Origin of the sequence: Bacillus chungangensis, from assembly GCF_030812995.1 — a bacterium.
Taxonomy (GTDB): domain Bacteria; phylum Bacillota; class Bacilli; order Bacillales; family Bacillaceae_C; genus Bacillus_CF; species Bacillus_CF chungangensis.
This window is the reverse complement of record NZ_JAUSTT010000014.1, coordinates 112,623-134,484: the sequence shown is the minus strand read 5'-3', so window position 1 is coordinate 134,484 and position 21,862 is coordinate 112,623. Positions and strand designations below refer to the sequence as shown.

Here is a 21,862-nt window from a genome sequence, read left to right as displayed (position 1 = left end):
TATTTGTAGGTGTTTTAGAAATGGTTACAGACTTAATCAAGCCAAAAAATTGTCTGTGTTGTTTTATTTTCACAAGTGTTTTTAGTTTTGGTAGTATTAGCAAGAATATAACTGAAAAACTGCATAAAAAAAAACATTCATGTAATGAAACTAGATATTGTGGAGATGAAGAATGATGCCAACTTAACTAATGATAAAATGGTGAACATGTCTAGAGAAAAAATTGCTGATGCCGTAAAAAACAACGTTGATGCTCATATGTTCCTCGACATTCAACAGGAACCTTCTTTTATGCCAAAAGATAAAACTACTGCTAAAGTAGAAGGAAAAAATGTGGCGAGAATTCTTTTTATCTCTATAAAGATCAGAATCTTCATTTTACTCAACAACTAAGTGAGACATTTCAAGAAATGTATCCTGAGGTTTCCAAAGGGATATTAATGAATAATGAAGTTAAAGACGAATACTATTACAATCAAGACCTTCATCCTCATGTCGTTGTAATAAATATTGGCGGCCCCAAAAAATACACAAAAAGAAATTACCAGAACGATAGAAATGCTTGCGGTTGTAATCAATACAATAATAAATAGACAATAAAGAAAAAATAACAAAAAAGTTACAGAGAAAATAAATATGGATAATTCTGTAACTTTTGTTGTATGAAGTTTTTTTAATGAGAAAAAGGCACCCATACACTTAGTGGTAAGCTTTGCTAAGTGTATGGCAATATTTTTCATGTTCTGGCACGCTGAAGTGAGTAATACTTGCTCACTTGCTTTGTGTAATCCCCTCAACCGACCGAGATATATGTGCAGCTGAAACTTCAGTTTCAAGCCACTCTGGAACAGGTCTTTTCAGAATACCGAGGGATTTTCGGCGATTTATTTTCTAAGGTGTCCCTTCATTTTTGTCAAAGTATCCGACATCATAAGCTGTTTTAAATATTAGTGATGAGGATATAACAAAAGCCCCAAATTGTGTCTTTCACCATTTGACGGTTACACATCTGTTGGGTATAAGCAAAAAAGAAAAAACGTCAATTCAGAATAGATTTTTGCCTAAATTACAAAAACAGAGGCACTTCTTATTCATCTTACATATATTGATTTTAGATTAATAAAAAAGGAGTGATTTTCATATGACAAAAGATTCTCAGGACAAAAACAATGTAATTGATAAGAAGAAGGAAAGAAAGGCTGAGACTTTGGCTAAGAAAGAAAAAAGAGATGCTGAGGCTCAGGCTAAGAAAGAAAAAAGAGATGCTGAGGCTCAGGCTTTGAAAGAAAAAAGGGATGCTGAAGCTTTAGCATTGAAGCAAAAGGGAGACGATGAGGATTTAGATAATAACTAGTGGGCGACTTCGGAAAATAGATTAATGAATGATCGTTAAATAAAAAAATGCCTTGTTCCAAAAGTGGAGCAAGGCAATTTTTTTCTAATTTTCAGCTATGCAAGTTGTTAATAATAGCAAGATACGTTTGTTAAAATTCCGCTTTTTTTTGATGAACCGCCCGAACAAGCAATGGCATCTCTTAATATTATAAAAGTAGTACGCAAAGGAGGGATTCATTTTGGACAAAGAAAGTAAAGAAAATAAGGAAAATAAAAAAAGAAGGAAGAAAAGAAGGAAAAAACTAATAGACTTTCTAAATGAGGAAGACTTATATGATGATGATGATTATTTATACGGCCTCACTTCAGATCCAACAGAATATCCAGAGATAAACCTAGATGTTCAAGCAAAAGCCGACGCGGATGCCAATGCGGATGCCGACGCTAATGCTGACGCGGATGCGAACGCAGATGCCGACGCAGATGCGAATGCGGATGCGGATGCCGACGCGGATGCTGACGCAGATGCCGACGCAGATGCCGACGCAGATGCGGATGCGGATGCAGATGCGGATGCCGACGCGGATGCTGACGCTGACGCGGATGCCGACGCTGACGCAGATGCGGACGCAGATGCGGACGCAGATGCAGATGCAGATGCGGATGCGGATGCAGATGCTGACGCGGATGCAGATGCCGACGCAGATGCGGATGCGGACGCAGATGCAGATGCGGATGCCGACGCAGATGCTGACGCGGATGCGGATGCGGATGCCGACGCAGATGCGGATGCGGATGCGGACGCAGATGCGGATGCCGACGCGGATGCGGACGCGGACGCGGATGCCGACGCAGATGCGGACGCAGATGCAGATGCAGATGCGGATGCAGATGCTGACGCGGATGCAGATGCCGACGCAGATGCGGATGCGGACGCAGATGCAGATGCGGATGCCGACGCGGATGCCGACGCAGATGCTGACGCAGATGCGGATGCGGATGCGGATGCCGACGCTGACGCGGATGCAGATGCCGACGCAGATGCGGATGCCGACGCAGATGCTGACGCAGATGCGGATGCGGATGCCGACGCAGATGCGGACGCGGATGCAGATGCCGACGCAGATGCGGATGCCGACGCGGATGCAGATGCTGACGCAGATGCAGATGCGGATGCCGACGCGGATGCAGATGCTGACGCGGATGCAGATGCCGACGCAGATGCGGATGCGGACGCAGATGCCGACGCGGATGCAGATGCGGATGCCGACGCGGACGCCGACGCGGATGCAGATGCGGATGCCGACGCAGATGCCGACGCGGATGCAGATGCTGACGCGGACGCCGACGCGGATGCCGACGCGGATGCTAATGCTGACGCGGATGCCGACGCGGACGCTAATGCTGACGCGGATGCGAACGCAGATGCCGACGCAGATGCGAATGCGGATGCGGATGCCGACGCGGATGCCGACGCCGACGCGGATGCGGATGCAGATGCCGACGCGGATGCCGACGCGGATGCCGACGCGGATGCCGACGCGGATGCTGACGCGGATGCCGACGCGGATGCCGACGCGGATGCTGACGCAGATGCTGACGCGGATGCAGATGCCGACGCCGACGCAGATGCGGATGCTGACGCGGATGCGGATGCCGACGCGGACGCTGATGCCGACGCGGATGCCGACGCCGACGCAGATGCCGACGCAGATGCCGACGCAGATGCCGACGCGGATGCTGACGCGGATGCGGATGCCGACGCAGATGCGGATGCCGACGCCGACGCGGATGCAGATGCCGACGCCGACGCAGATGCGGATGCCGACGCAGATGCGGATGCCGACGCAGATGCCGACGCGGATGCGGATGCAGATGCGGATGCCGACGCCGACGCAGATGCCGACGCGGATGCGGATGCTGACGCAGATGCCGACGCCGACGCGGATGCTGACGCGGATGCCGACGCAGATGCCGACGCCGACGCGGATGCTGACGCAGATGCTGACGCGGATGCAGATGCCGACGCGGATGCTGACGCAGATGCGGATGCTGACGCGGATGCGGATGCCGACGCGGATGCAGATGCTGACGCGGATGCGGATGCCGACGCGGATGCGGATGCAGATGCTGACGCGGACGCTGATGCGGATGCGGATGCGGATGCAGATGCTGACGCGGACGCGGATGCGGATGCGGATGCGGATGCAGATGCTGACGCGGATGCGGATGCCGACGCCGACGCGGATGCTGACGCAGACGCTGATGCGGATGCCGACGCGGATGCGGATGCGGATGCGGATGCTGACGCAGATGCGGACGCGGATGCGGATGCTGACGCGGACGCGGATGCTGACGCGGATGCCGACGCCGACGCGGATGCTGACGCAGACGCGGATGCGGATGCCGACGCGGATGCGGATGCGGATGCGGATGCGGATGCGGATGCTGACGCAGATGCGGATGCTGACGCGGATGCGGATGCTGACGCGGATGCCGACGCGGATGCAGATGCTGACGCGGATGCGGATGCTGACGCGGATGCGGATGCAGATGCTGACGCGGATGCGGATGCGGACGCGGATGCGGATGCCGACGCGGATGCAGATGCTGACGCGGATGCGGATGCCGACGCGGATGCCGACGCGGATGCAGATGCTGACGCGGATGCCGACGCGGATGCGGACGCGGATGCTGACGCGGATGCGGATGCTGACGCGGATGCGGATGCTGACGCGGATGCCGACGCGGATGCGGATGCTGACGCGGATGCGGATGCGGACGCGGATGCCGACGCGGATGCGGATGCTGACGCGGATGCGGATGCCGACGCCGACGCGGATGCAGATGCGGATGCCGACGCGGATGCCGACGCGGATGCCGACGCGGATGCCGACGCGGATGCTGACGCGGATGCTGACGCGGATGCTGACGCGGATGCGGATGCTGACGCGGATGCCGACGCGGATGCTGATGCCGATGCGGATGCTGACGCGGATGCGGATGCCGACGCGGATGCCGACGCTGACGCGGATGCTGATGCCGACGCGGATGCCGACGCTGACGCAGATGCGGATGCCGATGCGGATGCTGACGCGGATGCTGATGCCGACGCGGATGCCGACGCTGATGCGGATGCGGATGCTGACGCGGATGCGGATTCGGACGCGGATGCCGACGCGGATGCGGATGCTGACGCGGATGCTGACGCGGATGCTGATGCCGACGCGGATGCCGACGCTGACGCGGATGCTGACGCGGATGCGGATGCCGACGCGGATGCCGACGCTGACGCAGATGCGGATGCCGACGCGGATGCCGACGCTGACGCGGATGCTGATGCCGATGCGGATGCTGACGCGGATGCGGATGCCGACGCGGATGCCGACGCTGACGCAGATGCGGATGCCGATGCGGATGCTGACGCGGATGCGGATGCCGACGCGGATGCCGACGCTGACGCGGATGCTGATGCCGATGCGGATGCTGACGCGGATGCGGATGCCGACGCTCACGCTGATGCGGATGCGGATGCCGACGCGGATGCGGATGCTGACGCAGATGCGGATGCGGATGCAGATGCGGATGCTGACGCGGACGCAGATGCCGACGCGGACGCCGACGCGGACGCGGATGCAGATGCGGATGCTGACGCGGACGCAGATGCCGACGCGGACGCCGACGCGGACGCGGATGCAGATGCAGATGCGGATGCGGATGCAGATGCGGATGCTGACGCGGACGCCGACGCAGATGCGGATGCCGACGCGGATGCGGATGCGGATGCAGATGCGGATGCTGACGCGGATGCCGACGCCGACGCGGATGCGGACGCGGATGCCGACGCAGATGCTGACGCAGATGCTGACGCGGATGCGGATGCAAAAGCCGATGCAGATGCCGACGCGGATGCTGACGCAGATGCCGACGCGGATGCTGACGCGGATGCCGACGCGGATGCCGACGCGGATGCTGACGCGGATGCCGACGCGGATGCTGACGCGGATGCCGACGCGGATGCTGACGCGGATGCCGACGCGGATGCTGACGCTGATGCCGACGCGGATGCCGACTCTGATTCAAAAGCTGAGGCAAGTGCTGGTGGAAATACCTTTACAAATGGCAACAATACCGTCATCAATGTAAGCGATAATGTTGGTTCAGCAATCGCTATATCTCTATCCACACTTACAATGTTGCAGGCTTTACAAGGAAACAATAATTCAGACAATATAGAGAAAATGATCTCAAGTCTATCTAATACACTTAATGGATTATTACAAGGAGAAAATAATAACCGTAAAGCGCTTATTGATGCTATTAATTCCCTTAAAAAAGAATAATACAAAGTTTTGGGAGGAGATCGTATGTCAAAAACAAACGTCTCACGCTGTACCATCCCTAAGAAGAAAAATAATAACAACCTATATGTGAAAGTTAAAAACATGAACGAAAACAATAGTCGTAAATTCAACATGAATGTATACGATAGTGATTCACCAACAAAAGAATTATTACCCGTTTATGTAGATAACCAACTTACACATACAGATACCTTGGAGCCTGGAGCAGAAAAAGAATATAAAATAGATGTGTCGAGTGTAGGGAAAAAAGTTGTTTTTGAGATTATTCAAAAAACGGGCGGCTCAGGAATTAAGATTTCCAGAAACAACAAAAGTAAAGCGGTAAATATTCACATTAAATAAAAATCCTGAGCCATCGGGGCTGACGCCAAAAGGATACTTTTCGTGTCCATTTGGGTCAGCTTCCTTTATCTTTATAATGCTAAAAGTATTTCGGTGCAATAATGTTTATAAAAAACCTTTTTCCTAAAAAAACCCCTCTATTGCCGCAATACTAGTAGCATGATATGCTCCCCATTAGGTAGACAGATTAAAAAATAAAAATCTTTTTATCTAAGTGGAGTATTTTTATGGATCGAAGTAAATATTCAAAAGAAGATATTTTAGCACCCCGGAAGAGTTTTTTTAATACCTCACTAGAAGCTTTTCGGAACCCTAGGCCTAGCCGAGGTTTTCAGATGGGGATGACCCACCTGATTGAAAAATGTCTTTTCCCACTTTTAAGCTAAACTTACCTGTCTCCGTTTCGCCTTCTCTTTCATATAGCGGACAAGCTCAACCGTTAATTCATAGCGTAAAAATGGCGTAATTAAATAAATGCCGTTGAAATGTTCCATAGCTGTGTCAATGAGTTCTTTAGCAATCTTGATTCCTTCTAGAGCAGACTTTTTCCGATCCTTTGCTACATTTGCCATTCTTTTTCGCACTTCATCTGTAAGGCGAATGCCAGGGACTTCATGGTGCAAAAACTCTGCATTTTCTGTAGAAGTAAGCGGCATGACCCCGATAAAAATCGGTGTTTTAAGATGTGCCGTCGCTTTCTTAATCGCAACTATTTTTTCTGGTTCGTAGACGGGCTGGGTAATAAAATAATCTGCACCATAACGTATCTTCTTCTCTAATCTTTTCACTGCTTTGTCCAGGTTGTGAACATTCGGATTAAAAGCACCAGCAACGTGAAAGGCAGTTCGGCGTTTTAATGATTTTCCGGAAAAAGATATTCCTTCGTTGAATTGCTTAATAAGTTGAATGAGTTCAAATGAAGTGACGTCAAATACAGAAGTCGCTCCTGGAAAATCGCCAATTTTAGTAGGGTCTCCCGTTATAGCAAGTATTTCATGCATTCCCAGCGTATGAAGCCCCATTAAATGAGACTGCAAACCAATTAAATTGCGATCCCGGCACGTCAAATGAACCAGGGCAGGGATCTCGACTTTTTGCTGTAAAAGAGATGCCATCACAACATTGCTGATTCTAGGTGTTGCCAACGAATTATCTGCCAGTGTTATTGCATCAACCCCTGCTGCTTTTAATGCTTTTGCCCCTTCAAAATAAGGTGCTGTCTCCAAATGTTTCGGTGCATCAAGTTCAACAATGACGGTGTATTCATCCTTTGCTTTTTCGAATAAAGGTGTGCGCTGTTTATCGCCATTATCATTTATTTCAATTGTTTCTTTTGTTTTCGCTGCCGCTTTCTCCTGCAATGGTTTCAGCCCTTTTATCCCTTCTACTAATGCACGAATATGTTCTGGTGTCGTTCCACAGCAGCCGCCAATTAATCTAACGCCTTGGTCTCGAAAAGATTTTGCATATTTTTTGAAATATTCTGTTTCTGTTTGGTACACCAATTTCCCATCGCGATACTCTGGCAAGCTTGCATTCGGATAAGCTGATAAATAGGCATGCTTCGGAAGTGGAATCGTTTCTAACGATTTAATCATATGATAAGGTCCTAACCGACAGTTAATACCAACTACATCTGCTCCTAAATCTTCTAATTGCTGTAAACCACGGGCAAGTGAAAGACCGCTCTGCAACACTCCAGCTTCATGCATCGACAAATGGGTGATGATCGGCAGCTCCGTCTCCTTACGGGCAATTGTCAAAACAGCTGAAAGCTCCTCTAGATCATAATAGGTTTCTAAGAGCAACCCATCAATCCCCTCCAATAATAAGCAATATAGCTGCTCGCGAAAGCTGCGCTTTATTTCCTCTAACGTTGTCATCGGCGCTCTAGCTCCATGAATGCCGCCTATTGTGCCAATCACATATGTGTCTTCTTTCGCCGCCTTTTTTGCAATCCTTACTGCTGCAGTGTTGATTTTTTTTACATCTTCTTCTAATCCATAGCGAGAAAGCTTTAAGTAATTCGCACCATACGTATTTGTTTGAATGATATTCGCCCCCGCTTGTAAATAAGCTTGGTGAACATAGAGCACTTCATCGGGATGGGTAACATTTAATTCTTCAAAGCAGCGATCAATGCCGTAAGAATAGAGAAGCGTTCCCATTGCACCATCGCCAATTAGAATACGATTCTTCAACGATTTCTTTAAACTCAATGTTTGCCGCTCCCTTCTGTGATCATGTTCAATGCAGCCTCCAAATCTTGAATGAGATCATCTGGATGTTCCAAACCAACAGAAAGTCTTAACAGTCCATCTGTTATACCACGCCTTTCCCGTTCTTTTTTTCCAAGCGCTGCGTGTGACATTTTAGCAGGATACGATAAGATAGATTCGACCGCTCCAAGGCTGACAGCAAAGACGGGAAGCCGTATGTTGCTTACGAAGCGATGGACCGCCTGTTCGTCTGCCAGCTCAAAAGAAAGGACAGCACCAGCAGAACAAGATTGATCGTGATGAATGAAAGCGCCCGGATGATCTGACAATCCTGGATAGTAAACGCGCTTTACCTTTGCATGCTCTTGAAGAAATACCGAAATGTTAGCAGCAGCTTGCGACGACTCTTTCATTCTGACATGCAATGTTTTCAATCCTCTTAGCACTAGCCAAGCATCTTGAACACCTAATATTCCGCCAAATGCATTTTGGAGAAAACCAAGCTGTTCCGCGATTGCATCATGACCTGCGACAGCAAGTCCAGCGATAACATCACTTGTGCCAGCAATAAATTTTGTTGCACTATGAAGCACTAAATCGGCGCCAAGTGCTAATGGACGCTGTAAAACCGGAGTCATAAACGTATTATCAACAAAAGTCCAACAGCCATTCGCTTTTGCGATTTTTGACACTTCTTGTATATCGGTAATGTTCAAAGTAGGATTAGAAGGTGTTTCAATATAAATCACTTTCGTATTCGCTCTAATGGAAGAGGCCACTTTTTCCAAATCTGTCGTATCGACAAAACTATGCTCGATGCCAAAACGAGTTAATACTTGCGAAACAATTCTATAAGTTCCCCCATAGACATCCTCGGAAATTAAAACGTGATCATGCTGTGATAACAGCATAAATGCAGTGGAGATCGCTGCCATCCCTGAAGAAAATGCAAACCCGCCAACCCCTCCTTCCAGCTCAGCGATTGCTGTTTCCAACGCCTCTCTCGTTGGATTTCCTGAGCGGCTATAATCATATTTTCCAAACTGGTCTACATCAAATTGGTGAAATGTAGAAGAAAGATACAATGGGACATTGACTGCTCCTGTATGTGGATCGATACAGGTTGATGCTTGAATCACTTTTGTTTGCACAGAGTGGTTCATGATTTGGCACCTCTTTTCTTAATGATGTGAAAAGCTTGGGCAAGATCGGCAATTAAATCTTCCGCATGCTCAATGCCAACGGAAATGCGAATAAGGCGATTGCATAATCCATATTCATTACGGATCTCTTCGGGAATATCAGCATGTGTTTGCGTGGCTGGATATGTAATCAAGCTTTCAACGCCGCCTAAACTTTCCGCAAACGTAAATAATTTTAATGCCTTTAGAAACGGTGCAACCATCCGTTCTTTTGCAATCCGAAAGCTAATCATACCGCCTCTTCCTGGATATAACACCTCGCTGACAAGTGGATGCGACTGTAAAAATGCGAGTACGGCTTTCGCATTCTCCTCATGTTTTTTCATCCTTAATGCCAATGTTTTTATTCCTCTCATTAACAGCCAACAATCAAATGGCGACAATACAGCGCCGATTGCATTGTGCAGAAGTGATAAATCTGCACTTATTTGTTCTCCTTTTGCAATCACCAAGCCCGCTAACACATCATTGTGTCCACCTAAATATTTCGTTGCACTATGAATGACAATATCTGCTCCTTCTTCAATAGGACGCTGTAAGAATGGTGTATAAAAAGTGTTATCGACAATAAATAGAAGGTGATATTGCTTCGTGATTTCAGCTACTTTAGACAAATCCGTTTGCTGCATAAGCGGATTTGTTGGCGTCTCAATAAACACTGCCTTCGTTTCTCGTCGAAGCAATGACCGTAATGCTTCTACGTCCTCTCCATCCCAATAGCTAAAAGTCAAACTATATTTAAAAGAAAGTAATTCAAATAATCGATAAGAGCCGCCATATAAATCGCTTGATGCAATGATGTGATCCCCTTCTTTAAACAACGAAAAAACCAATTGAACAGCACTCATGCCAGAGCTGCAAGCAAAAGCTTGATGGCCAAGCTCAAGCCCAGCAACTGCTGCTTCCAATACATGCCGCGTCGGATTTCCGGTTCTCGTATAGTCATACCCTTTAGCTAAGCCGATTTCCTGATGGCGAAAGGCAGTTGAAAAATAAACCGGTGTATTAATTGCACCTGCCTGTTGATCTGTACGATTTCCAATCTGTGCAAGATATGTTTCCGTTTGAAATTTCCCCATTGTTCTCCTCCCATTTTCAACATTTTTGGCTGGGGAAGGCTATGACATGCTATCAAAAAATCAAAAAGAGCCTTCCCCGATAAGAAGAAGACTCTTAATATGCTAAGTGTTCTCCTTATCTTCCAAGTCGTTTCCAACTTGCTGGAATTAGCACCTTGCCAGAAAAATGGCGGTTGCTGAGGTATCATCGGGCCAGTCCCTCTACCTCTCTTGATAAGAAATGCATCAAATTATTTATTTTGTATTACATTACACTATCTTCTGTTTTTTGGCAATAGTTATTTTTCAGAAATTTATGCAAGCCTTTAACAAAAACTAATAACTGAAAAGGGTTATGAATAATCTTAACATCAAAGAACTGCATATTAAAAAGCGGTCCTTCATCAGTTTCTATTCATCCTCTAATTTGATCATGATATCTTCTAATTTAATCTTCTGAGGCCTTTTAAAAATACTGCAAAAAATGAAGTTATCAATTAGAAATAAAAGGGAATTAAGTAAAACTTCCATGAGTGGTTTTTTTTCTTACCTCTATTGATAAGAAGTAAAACAAGGCTAAGATCGCTGGAGTCATCGAAAGAGGAAATCTCTTTTTCATCGTGTAATGCTGATTCAAGAAACTTCCTTAATTCTGTCAATCCGAATCAATCGGACATTTGACTTTCAGTTATTCCTACCTAGCACTTCTGATTCTTCTTACTTTTGAGGTGAGGTCTTGACTTGCCAGTTAGATGTGGGATAAATTCTTGTTTTAAATGATCTAATTCTGGACTTGGACCGTATTTTTCTTCGATCATTTTAATATCTAAACCTATTAATTTCCCATTTGTATCTTTTATTGCAGCTTTTTCAAAAATAAATTCTAGTTGTTCAGCAATTTCTTTTATTTCTTTTTCTTCTTGTTTTTTAATTTCTTGTGCATTTGCAATACCTGAGAAAGTACTTGCAAATAAAGTAAGAGATAAAGTCTAGTTTTTCAGGAAATTGTGGTTATTGAACAGGAACATGCTATAGACCTAGAAGTAGCTTAGGAAATGAAAAAACGTTCGTTGGTCCTACTAAGTTGTCATTCGAATAATATATAGAAAGAATACTTAACTTTTGTGATAAAAAGATAGAAAACTATTACTAAGCGTTCACAAATTGGTGATTTTCCGAACAATAAATTTTAAAAATTAGAATGATTCTAATTTTATATTATGATAACATTCGAAATATAACAAATAAATACAAATGAAGAAAGGAAGAGAGAATCTATGAAGTTTAGAGTCGAAACTCTCCCAAACTATCGCATCGCTTATGTACGAAGAGTTGGTCCTTATGGTAATGCAAATTTTAAAGTAATGGAGAAGTTAAAAAAATGGGCTAAGGAGAGAAATCTTCTTAAATCGGCAATTCTATTTGCAATTCCACAAGATAACCCTAAGACAACACTGCCTGAAAATTGTAGATTTGATGCTTGTATTGTGATTTCAAAGGATTATCAAATGGATGATTCAATTTATGAAGGTGAACTCTCTGGCGGAAAATACCTTATTTACGAGGTCAAACATACGGCAGAAGATATTCAAAAAGCATATGTTGATATTTTTCCATCTCTACAAAGTAATGGATATCAAATTGATAATAAACCTATTTTGGAAAAATACACTGGTGATATGATTAACAATCCTTATTGTGAAATCTGCGTGCCCATAAAATCATGACTTAACGGTTGTTGCTGTAGAACATCAAAAAATTATTAACAGCGTACAAATGTAGCCTTCAAATAAAGTTTGATTAAATTATCTTCATAACCTAAAAAAAAGCAAATAGAAAATCGTGTTTTGAAAAAAGATTGATCAAAACACGATTTTCTATAATCATTTGAATCATCCAGGTTTGATAATTTTTGTGATCTTTGCTTAATCAAAGCTCCACTTTTGCTGCAAAGTTTAAAACGAGTATATTCATTTCAGCTATTATTTTATGGACAAACACGCCATGACTCTTGAACGATAAAATGATTTCCTGTAAGCTCAACAACATCTTGTTTAGGTGTTGCAGTTTTTATCAAATCCGGGAAGTGAATAGCCATATATTTTTCATGGACATTTTCATTTTCCCATCCTGTTAGTACAAGATAGTATAGATCGTTTTTCTGAGAACGAGCGAATTCACCACCAAGCATACCTTCAGCTTTTTTCATTCCAGGGTTCCATACCTCCTTTTGCATTTCGACAAAGTGATCGATTCTCGTTTTCTTCACTTGTGAAAATGCTGTACGAACATAGTTAGCTTTCCGTAGGACAGATACTATGTCAGGCTCCGATCCAGGAATTCGGAATTTTTCTTGTAATAAATCAACATTGATTGAAGTATAGGTATGCTCTTGTCCGGAATTCAAGAAAACCTGGTCGTGTGTCTCATCCATAAAAAATTGATAAGCCGCTTGACTTTCCCAAAACGAAAAGATACAAGCTGTTAGTGGCTCCTTATTATCCCAACCACCAATTTGCCCCAAAAACCCCTCGATATAATTAATAGATTGCCATTGACCTTGACATTCGGAGAAATTCTCCTTCTGATCTTCCCTTACTTTGCACGTAATTTTTTTAATAATCATTGCTAATCCTCCTTCTCATTCCTTTTCTCAATATCTAAACAGTAATTTGCTTTTATATACAAAACAAAGAAATACCCTAAAATAGATATTTTTATCAAATTTTTTTACAATTTAAATGATCAGACTTTTTTATAAATTACCAAACATTATTTTAAATCCATAACAAACTTAAAGAGCATGTTTTAAAGAAGTTTATTAAAAACATACTCTTATTCTATTATGGTGAATTTTTCTTCATTTCTCACGTATCAATACTTCTTGATACCTCTTTCAAATCAAACTGGGTGATGTACATATCTCATTTAAAATTCAAATTAAGTGGCTGGCCTTTTGTTCAAAAGCCATGCCACTGCCACAAATGAAGATAGTACAAAATTTTTTAAAAACCAATGTTAAGAGAGTATCTCTTTATCTTTGCAAATATAAAACGCAGGTGGTGTCTGTTCACATAAAAAAGTTACCGTTCCGTCCTTAAAAAAAGCAAAGTCGCCGCCGTGAAACCAAGAACACCGTATATAATTACAAACGAAGTATCCAGCCAAAATTCGCTGCTTAAAAAGGTTTTAGCCCCACCTTCTAGATACGACGTAATGCGAAGGACTGGCGGAAACAAAAGCAACGGCCATTTTAGCAGCTGAAACGAGTCCGCTATTTTTTCTGAAGCCAATGAAATCATGAGGACAAGCATGGCTGACAGCCAAGCATATCGTTTCATTGCAAAACGAGTAGCAGAAAAAATGGTTCCTACTAATATACCAAATAAACCAAGTATCCAATGGCTATAAAATGAGATAACATAGTATGTACCTGACATTGCTTCCTCAAAGTTTCCCGTCAAAATTGGGTAAAACTCTGCAAATAAAAAAAGTGGAATGGCAAAGCAGAGACAAGCGGCCCATTTCCCAACTAAATAAGCTTGTTTATTGCCCAAATGTGTAAATAACATATGTTTTTCACTTTCTTGTTCCAGTGTAAACAAGGTCATCGTGATCCAAGTCATGATTAAATATAATGAGATGCTAGATACAGCATAGCTGCTTAAAATTGGGTTGTTGTTGTAAGCATATGAAATGAAAATCCAGCAAAGAAACACTGTAGATGCTGGAATAAACCGAAGTGATCTGACATAGTTTAATAGTTGATATTGGATAAACGAAGTCATAGGCCTACCTCCTTTCCGTAACTTGTAAAATCGAGCAATGCCTTTGCAGCAATGCTTGCAAGAGTTGATCCGATTGCGAAGCCTTAACGGAAAAGATAGCCGTCTTATCATCCTCCCATACAACGGATTCCGCTCCTTCTAGTGCTTTAAGTGATTGTTTATTTGCAATCAACGCCTTAATGATGCGTTTTTCTTCTTGTTTTTCTACAGCACAATCTGCAATTATCCGGCCTTTCTCGATTTCTATCATTCGATCTGCTATTTCATCCACCAAAACACTTTCGTGGGCTGAAAAAACAATCGTTTTATCTCTTTTAAAGGATCTTAGAATCTTCACTAATTCCTGCTGTGAGGCTTGATCAAGCCCAGTTATCGGCTCGTCCAACAAAAGCAACGAAGGCTCTTGCAGCAGTGACTGAATGATGCCAACCTTTTGTTTTGTACCTTTTGAACACCTTCTTAATGGCGTTTGCAGGTAAGATGAAATAGAGAAGATATCAGCATAATCAGAAATTTTTTTTCTCAATTCAGAAGGTTGCTTTCCGCTTATTTTTCCGATAAGCAGCAAATACTCCTCAATGGTGAAGCGGACACCCTCTGGAAAATGCTCAGGGACATACCCTATCTTTACTCGCCTTCTTTCCACGTTTCCATTAGTCGGCTCATAAATTCCAGCGATCAGCTTCAGGAGACTGCTCTTCCCAGAGCCGTTATGTCCGATAATAGCGATTGCTTCGCCCTTACTTATCTTCAAGTTGATTTGCTGTAAAACTGGATAGCCGTTGGAAACCTTAGATACACTTTTTAAATTTACAATCATGTTAATCATCCTTTGAATCAAACTATTTCCTACGCTTTATTATACATACAATTCTTAAAAAAAGATTCACACAAATAAATGATGATTGCAAAACATAAATATGCTATCATCATAGATTCCGGCCTTTGATTCTGTGAAAACACGATGGTATAAAGAAACGAAATTTTACAAAAATATCACTAAAAATGTTCGTCGTGCTATATCTCCTATCGAAGGATTTTTACACTAGGATATAGAAATGTGTGATAATCATTTTAAAAGGGGGACTTTCATGTGGAGACAATGATGCAACCATCCGTTGCAAAAACAAAAGGGAAAAAGTGGAGGAAAATAGCCATTATTGCCGCGGCAATTTTCGTAGTACTTGCTATCCTTTTATTCGCTTTTATTAGCATGTACGCGAAACGTTCAATACCGCAGCTAGAAGGAAAAATTACTATTAAAAACTTACACGAAGCAGTTGAGGTCGTGAGGGACGAAAAAGGAGTACCGCACATTAAAGCGGAAAATGACCATGATCTTTTTATTGCACAAGGATATACACAAGCGCAAGATCGCCTGTTTCAAATGGAAATGGCTCGCAGACAAGCGTCAGGAACATTAAGTGAAGTAGTGGGCAGCACCGCTTTAGAACGAGATAAATATTTCAGAACGCTCGGCTTGCGAAGAGCCGCAGAAGCTTCCTATGACATCTATTCAGAGGAAGCAAAGGAAATTTTGGCATGGTTTGCTGAAGGAGTCAATGCATTTATCGAGGAGGCAGCTGCCGCTAATCGCTTGCCGATAGAGTTTACACTTTTGCGATCAAAACCAGACAAATGGACGCCGATAGACTCGTTGACAATCGGCAAATATATGGCGTTTGATTTAGGGGGACACTGGGAAGAACAAGCATTCAACTATTATTTATTGAATGAATTTTCGCCCGAAAAAGCTTACGAATTATTCCCCTCCTATCCAGCACAAGCACCAACCATTATCCAAGAGGAAGAAATCGTTGATGTCGCTGCAAGTTTTAAAGACGCAGTCATCCCTGACCCATTTAACGGCAGCAATAATTGGGTCATTGCTGGAGAAAAATCTACTTCCGGAAAACCCCTTCTTGCCGATGATCCGCATTTAGGATTGGCAACACCTTCAGTTTGGTATCAAATGCATTTGCAATCCCCGTCCTTTCAAGTCGGCGGTGTCATATTTGCAGGTGTTCCCGGCATCATTCTTGGCCATAACGACCAGATTGCCTGGGGAGTGACGAATACGGGGCCTGATGTACAGCAGCTTTATTTGGAGAAACGCAACCCTGATAATCCAAACCAGTTCTTATTTGAAGAAAAATGGGAAGAAGCGAACGTGATAGATGAGCCTATTCACATAAAAGGGGAAAAAACGCTTGACTATAAAGTAGAAGAAACGCGGCATGGCCCTGTTATATCTGAATTTGCTGGTGATAGCGGCAAGGATACTGTCCTCTCATTAAAATGGACCGCATTAGCGCCAACACCAGAATTGGAAGCGATTATCAACATGAACAAAGCGACTAATTGGGAAGAGTTTGAAAAAGCTTTAGAGAAATTTCACACTCCGACGCAAAACTTTCTCTTCGCAGGGGAAGATGGCACAATCGCCTATAAAGCGAATGGAAAAATCCCAATCTATCAACATCCAGATGATGCACTGCTCCCATTGCCGGGATGGGAAAAAGCATCGGAATTGGAAAACCATATTCCATTTGATGAATTGCCAAAAGTCGTGAACCCGAGTAAAGGATTTATCGCTACTGCTAATAACAAGGTGGCTGGAGATGGTTATCCTTATCATCTGAGTCATGTATGGGCGCAGCCATACCGCTACATGAGGATTGCAGAAGTGCTGGAAGAAAAAGAAAAGCTTTCGTTAGCAGATATGCGAAAACTGCAAATGGATGAAATGAATTTGCAAGCAAGAGAATTCGTGCCCATCTTTTTAGAACAACTCAAAGAACTAGCATTAACTAAACAAGAAAAAGATGCAGTTGCTTTGTTAGAAAAGTGGGACTTCTTAGATGACAAAGATAAGCCGCAACCGCTTCTATTTCATAAATGGATAGCAGATTTTAAGACGCTTCTCTTTAAAGAAGACATACCAGAAGAAATGTTCGTTATGTTCAGCAGTCAAAATCAAGTGACAGATGAACTGATCAGGAAGGCTTCAAAAGGGGAAAAATCGATTTGGATTGAATCAAAGGGCGGACTTGCAGCTGCAGTCCATACGTCTCTAAAGAATACGATCGAACAATTAACAGAAGCTTATGGTGAAGACATGTCAGCATGGAAATGGGGAGCATTTCATCAAATTCAATTTGAACATCCGCTCGCTCGTGTGCATACTCTGTTAGAAAAAGTGTTCAATAAAGAAAAACCGATTCCAGTCGGCGGAAGCAGCGTAACAGTGGAAGCAGCTGGTTATCAGGAAGATACTGGGATTGTTCACCATGGAGCATCATGGCGATTTGTCATTGATATGAATGAGCCCGAAATAGGCTATCATATTGTTGCCCCTGGACAATCAGGGCATTTTAAAAGCGAATGGTATGCGGATCAAACCTTTGATTGGGTGAATGGCGACTACCATAAAACTTCATTGGAAGGAGCCGCTGGAAAAACGTTAGTGCTCACTCCATAACATCCGAAGCAGCTGACTTTAAATAGGAAAGCTGCTTCGATATTTTTTATTCATATTCTTCCTTATCCTATCGTTGCTTTTTCTTTTTCTATAAACAATTTACGCGGTTGAGATGACTGCGTAGAACCTCCGAAAATACCGATTCCAACAGCACAAATGATCCAACAGCCTGCAAAAAACATAAATACACTAAGGTAGCCAAATCCACCATACAACATACTGACAATAAACGGCCCAAACATATTTGCTAAACGGCCAACACCATAAGTAAGACCGTTTCCAGATCCCCTTGCTTCCGGTGGATACATTTCTGGTGTATAGCTATATGCCATTGAGCTAAATGTTCGTTCAAACATATGGATGAGAAACCCTACAACAATAATAACAATTGGCATGGAAGCGAACCCAAATAAAGCAACAAGTGCCATAATCAAAATCGAGACAACGGTAATCGCCCACTTGCGATCAAACTTATCAGAAATTCGGGAAGCAATAAAAGCGCCAAGGGGTGCTCCTATCGTAGCTAAAGCCACATAAGCGATTGACTGTTCCACATCAATCCCTTGCTTGACAAGAAGCGTCGGAACCCAAGTTCCAAACCCTTGAATAGCGATCGTCGTACTAGACCACATAATCATTAAGACAATCGTTTTCATCAATAGCGGTTTTTTAAATAAACGAGAATAAGGTACAGACGTATGTGCAGTATATTGTCCTAACATCGGCTCAGGTTCCGGCAATGGCCCTTTCTCTAAAGTGACGTGTTGTTCTATTCTTGCCATCATTTCGTTTGCTTTATCTACTTGTCCTCTTACTTCATACCAAATTGGGGATTCTTCCAGTTTTCTTGCAATCAAAGGAAAAATAATACCAATTGCACCAAAAACAAAGATGACTCGCCAGCCCCAAGGACCAAGAGAAATAACGGATTTTGAAACCCATCCCGCAACTGGAATGCCACAAATACCAATCGCAATACATAACGCTTGGTATTTCCCTCTAAATGGCACTGGGAAAAATTCACTAATGTATGTACTCGCTAAAATGGTTACTGCCCCGATGCCTAGACTAGTTAAAAAGCGCAATATTCCTAATACGAGTGGATTCCAAGCGAAAGTAGAAAGCAGGGAGAAAAATGAAAACCATGTGACCATGATGATTAATCCTCTTTTTCTCCCGAAGCGATCGGAAAACCAACCGCCAAACGTAGCCCCTAGAAACATCGCAAAATAAGAAGCTGACGTAATCAATGCAATTGTTTCCGTTGATAAATGCCATTCTTTCACTAGTGCCGCAGCTGCATAAGAAAAAGTGTTTAAATCAAAGAAATCAAAGAAATAAACGAATGAGAGAATAATCAGTGCTTTTTTATGGACTTTGGAAAAAGGCAACCTATTTATCCTGTTGCTAATATTTGCAATATTCTTCATATATGTTCCTCCTGTTTGTATGATAATCAGTTATTTACTCCTTTTAGAAAAGGTGAGGGAAAAAACGCTCATCTCACTTCTAGAATAGTAAGATACGTGAAAGTAATCGTTTTCAAAAAAATGTTTAATAAAAAACTCCAGAAAATTGAATGTACACTAATTTAAAGCAAGTTATAAAGATTGATAGGATTCCCTGGCAATCACTAATAAGAAATTTAACATATCCAATCAGATGGGGATTATCCCATCTGATCTCACATCATAAAAATATTTGTTGTTAAAATCTTTTCTTATGAATTGAAAATTCTGTTAATAATTGTTTTTATTCCCACTGAATCAATACAACCATCTACTGGCAGTTAGATGTCGGGTAAATGGATGCAGGTATATGTGCATATCCTTCCATCAATCTTCTTGCAGTTCTTCCATTTGCAGCGCGTGAAACAATCCAATTGCCATTTGCTTTTTCAACTTTCGTTTCAACATACATTACTCCTGAAGGATGTCCAATTCTAATGCCAGATCCTTCTGAAGAGATAAGTTGGTTGGGAATCGTTCCAGGAATCGATGATGCCGCAGAAAGCGCCATGGCTCCACTAACAGCATAAGCTCTATGCAATGTTCCCATTGATATATACCGAGCAATAATATCTATCTCTTCCTTCTTTAAGAGCCGATTGTCGATCGTCTTATAATCGTGCGGCGAAGAAACGAAAGCTATTTTCGGAAGGGCATGAGTAGATGGCGTCACTTTCTCTCTATCTTCTTCTTTGATCATCCCAATCATGATGCCGGACTCCACCCTGATTTCTTCCAATAGCTGCAAGGCATAACCATTATTTTCCAACTCATGGCAAAGCTCTATTCCTCTAAGGTTTAAATCTTGGGCTTTCACTATCACTACTACATTGGCGCAATCAACAATACTAACTTCAAATGATCTTCCATCTTTTAAAGATACAGTATCGACTGGATGACCAGTAGGCAGTGTTTTACCTGTAAATGTTCCACCTGCATCTAAAAAATGAAGCATGATCCTCGAGGCTGAACCGGGAACGCCATCGATCACGAAATCACCGTTATATTGTATTTGTCCATTTTGAACAGGTATTTCCGCAACAATCATTTTGTCCGTATTTGTATTATAAATATGGACGGAAGTAACCGGTTCTGTCAAAGGAACGTAACCTTCTTCTGCTGCATAAAGGCCCACAGCGGTTACAAAATTACCGCACATAACGTGATAATCGATACACTTCTTTTCAAGACTCACTTGGCCGAATGTATAATCAATATGTGCACCTGGATGGGATGGCGGGCCTACGATAGCAAGTTTGCTGGATAAAGATGTTCCTCCTCCAAGTCCGTCCACCTGGTTAGGATCAGGGCTGCCATAAATCCTCAAGATTACCTCATCTCGTACGCTCGGATCAGAAGGAAGGTCTGCTTTTCTTAAAATGAGTCCTTTGCTCGTTCCTCCCCTCATCATCACAGTAGATATTTTATGGACTTGGCCTTCATCATACATGTTTATTTCCTCCATTTTGTTGCATATACCGCTTGCTACATAAAGTTAACATGTTTTTTATGATAAAAAAAATACATATATTTTATTTAAATCGATAAAATAATTTGATTTCTAATCTTCACTTTTTTTAAAATATACATAAAGTGCTATCGATAATGGTGAAGAAAAAAGGAGGAAAAAATGGAAGAAAAAGATTGGATTTTATTACAAACGCTTTACAATCAGCAAAATATAACGAGAACAGCAGAAATTTTATTTGTTTCTCAACCATCATTAAGCTACCGTATACAGCAATTAGAAAAAGAGTTTGGCATAAAAATTTTATATCGAGGAAGGCGAGGTGTTGCATTTACGCCACAAGGTGAATATTTGGTGAAATACGCCAAGGAAATGATGCGGCAATTACAACAAACAAAAGAGTTTTTACTAAGCATGGAAAATAAAATCTCAGGTACTTTAAAGATCGGAACTGCCAGTAGTATGGCACGATATAAACTCCCTTTCATTCTTAAAAAATTTCATATGAAATATCCTGATGTTGAATTTAAAGTGACATCTAATAGAAGTTCAGAGCTGGTTCAATCCGTCTATAATCAAGATGTCCATCTCGGCTTCATTAGAGGCGATTATCATTGGGCAGAAGAAAAGCATTTAATTATGACCGAAAACATTTGGATTGTTTCAAAGCAAAAAATTGCTTTAGAAGAATTGCCGAATTTATCAAGAATTACTTACAAAACAGATGTATCTTTAGAGAATGTATTTGATAATTGGTGGAAAGAAAATTTCTCAAAACCACCTTCGATTACAATGGAAGTAGATAACATGGAAACATGTAAAGAAATGGTGTTAAGTGGATTAGGATATGCAATTATTCCAAGTATAGTTTTAGAGAACAACGAAGAAATGCAGCGAATTCAACTGAGAAGCAGACATGGAGAACCGATTATGAGAAATTCATGGGTTATTTACCGAAAAGCATCTTTACAAATCCCTTTTATTCAAGCATTTGTTGACTTTATAAAAAAGATGACATTAATGTGACTAATAGCGATGGAGACTTCCAAACTTCTTGCAAAGCAACAATTTGGCAATATTTTTTTAGTAAAATAGAA

General features: G+C 42.7%; 16 protein-coding genes, 1 pseudogene and 1 riboswitch. Of the genes and pseudogenes, 8 read left to right on the top strand and 9 right to left on the bottom strand.

The genetic code is table 11. The features are described from left to right. Window positions 1–144: 144 nt before the first annotated feature. From J2S08_RS22560 to J2S08_RS12710, 3 genes and pseudogenes are all read left to right on the top strand, one after another. Window positions 145–393: a stage II sporulation protein P gene (locus tag J2S08_RS22560; RefSeq protein ID WP_370875682.1), complete on the top strand. Its 249-nt coding sequence runs from the start codon at window positions 145–147 to the stop codon at window positions 391–393. Continuing rightward, window positions 372–593 (top strand): annotated as a pseudogene (locus J2S08_RS22555) (stage II sporulation protein P); the annotation flags it as partial. The gene J2S08_RS22560 and the pseudogene J2S08_RS22555, both read left to right, overlap by 22 nt. A 548-nt stretch (window positions 594–1,141) precedes the next feature. Further along, on the top strand, window positions 1,142–1,354 hold the full coding sequence (locus J2S08_RS12710; protein ID WP_307230053.1) for a hypothetical protein: 213 nt from the start codon (window positions 1,142–1,144) through the stop codon (window positions 1,352–1,354). Window positions 1,355–1,730: 376 nt separating this feature from the next. Here the strand turns inward: J2S08_RS12710 and J2S08_RS12705 are convergent, their stop codons facing one another. Further along, the gene (locus J2S08_RS12705) at window positions 1,731–4,850 is read right to left on the bottom strand and encodes a hypothetical protein (RefSeq protein ID WP_307230051.1); all 3,120 of its coding nucleotides are present in this window, start codon (window positions 4,848–4,850) and stop codon (window positions 1,731–1,733) included. Between J2S08_RS12705 and J2S08_RS12700 the strand changes: the two genes are divergently transcribed. Together J2S08_RS12700 and J2S08_RS12695 are read left to right on the top strand one after the other, a co-directional pair. After that, the gene (locus J2S08_RS12700) at window positions 4,783–5,481 is read left to right on the top strand and encodes a hypothetical protein (RefSeq protein WP_307230050.1); all 699 of its coding nucleotides are present in this window, start codon (window positions 4,783–4,785) and stop codon (window positions 5,479–5,481) included. The two genes, J2S08_RS12705 and J2S08_RS12700, sit on opposite strands and share 68 nt — an antisense overlap. Window positions 5,482–5,702: 221 nt before the next feature. After that, entirely contained in the window at window positions 5,703–6,041 is a 339-nt protein-coding gene (locus J2S08_RS12695; RefSeq protein WP_307230048.1) for a hypothetical protein, read from the top strand. Between the two features lie 377 nt (window positions 6,042–6,418). On the opposite strand, the gene J2S08_RS12690 is transcribed toward J2S08_RS12695, so the two are convergent. The 3 genes from J2S08_RS12690 to J2S08_RS12680 are packed head-to-tail and all read right to left on the bottom strand — an operon-like array spanning window position 6,419 to window position 10,541. Continuing rightward, the gene (locus J2S08_RS12690) at window positions 6,419–8,260 is read right to left on the bottom strand and encodes a bifunctional homocysteine S-methyltransferase/methylenetetrahydrofolate reductase (RefSeq protein WP_307230046.1); all 1,842 of its coding nucleotides are present in this window, start codon (window positions 8,258–8,260) and stop codon (window positions 6,419–6,421) included. Further along, window positions 8,257–9,423 carry a cystathionine beta-lyase gene (gene metC / locus J2S08_RS12685; protein WP_307230044.1) on the bottom strand — a complete coding sequence of 389 codons (1,167 nt, stop codon included), beginning with the start codon at window positions 9,421–9,423 and terminating at the stop codon, window positions 8,257–8,259. The genes J2S08_RS12690 and metC overlap by 4 nt, the downstream gene beginning before the upstream one ends. Beyond that, window positions 9,420–10,541 carry a methionine biosynthesis PLP-dependent protein gene (locus J2S08_RS12680; RefSeq protein WP_307230041.1) on the bottom strand — a complete coding sequence of 374 codons (1,122 nt, stop codon included), beginning with the start codon at window positions 10,539–10,541 and terminating at the stop codon, window positions 9,420–9,422. Before J2S08_RS12680 ends, metC begins: the two co-directional genes overlap by 4 nt. A 112-nt stretch (window positions 10,542–10,653) precedes the next feature. Further along, a riboswitch (SAM riboswitch) is annotated at window positions 10,654–10,761 on the bottom strand. Between the two features lie 1,036 nt (window positions 10,762–11,797). On the opposite strand from J2S08_RS12680, the gene J2S08_RS12675 reads away from it, so the two are divergent. After that, window positions 11,798–12,247, top strand: a complete 450-nt coding sequence (locus tag J2S08_RS12675; RefSeq protein WP_307230039.1) for an AraC family transcriptional regulator — start codon at window positions 11,798–11,800, stop codon at window positions 12,245–12,247. 260 nt (window positions 12,248–12,507) lie between these two features. Here the strand turns inward: J2S08_RS12675 and J2S08_RS12670 are convergent, their stop codons facing one another. From J2S08_RS12670 to J2S08_RS12660, 3 genes are all read right to left on the bottom strand, one after another. Continuing rightward, window positions 12,508–13,146: a YdbC family protein gene (locus J2S08_RS12670; protein ID WP_307230037.1), complete on the bottom strand. Its 639-nt coding sequence runs from the start codon at window positions 13,144–13,146 to the stop codon at window positions 12,508–12,510. A 457-nt stretch (window positions 13,147–13,603) separates the two neighbouring features. Further along, on the bottom strand, window positions 13,604–14,308 hold the full coding sequence (locus J2S08_RS12665; RefSeq protein WP_307230034.1) for a hypothetical protein: 705 nt from the start codon (window positions 14,306–14,308) through the stop codon (window positions 13,604–13,606). A gap of 4 nt (window positions 14,309–14,312) precedes the next feature. Continuing rightward, the gene (locus J2S08_RS12660; protein ID WP_307230032.1) at window positions 14,313–15,128 is read right to left on the bottom strand and encodes an ATP-binding cassette domain-containing protein; all 816 of its coding nucleotides are present in this window, start codon (window positions 15,126–15,128) and stop codon (window positions 14,313–14,315) included. A 282-nt stretch (window positions 15,129–15,410) separates the two neighbouring features. On the opposite strand from J2S08_RS12660, the gene J2S08_RS12655 reads away from it, so the two are divergent. After that, window positions 15,411–17,789: a penicillin acylase family protein gene (locus J2S08_RS12655; RefSeq protein ID WP_307230060.1), complete on the top strand. Its 2,379-nt coding sequence runs from the start codon at window positions 15,411–15,413 to the stop codon at window positions 17,787–17,789. A 62-nt stretch (window positions 17,790–17,851) separates the two neighbouring features. Here the strand turns inward: J2S08_RS12655 and J2S08_RS12650 are convergent, their stop codons facing one another. Both J2S08_RS12650 and J2S08_RS12645 read right to left on the bottom strand, forming a co-directional pair. After that, on the bottom strand, window positions 17,852–19,219 hold the full coding sequence (locus J2S08_RS12650; RefSeq protein ID WP_307230030.1) for an MFS transporter: 1,368 nt from the start codon (window positions 19,217–19,219) through the stop codon (window positions 17,852–17,854). Between the two features lie 349 nt (window positions 19,220–19,568). Next, window positions 19,569–20,747, bottom strand: a complete 1,179-nt coding sequence (locus J2S08_RS12645) for a 2-methylaconitate cis-trans isomerase PrpF family protein (protein WP_307230028.1) — start codon at window positions 20,745–20,747, stop codon at window positions 19,569–19,571. 180 nt (window positions 20,748–20,927) lie between these two features. Between J2S08_RS12645 and J2S08_RS12640 the strand changes: the two genes are divergently transcribed. Further along, window positions 20,928–21,791, top strand: coding sequence for a LysR family transcriptional regulator (locus J2S08_RS12640; RefSeq protein ID WP_307230026.1), 864 nt, complete (start codon window positions 20,928–20,930; stop codon window positions 21,789–21,791). Window positions 21,792–21,862: the final 71 nt, after the last annotated feature.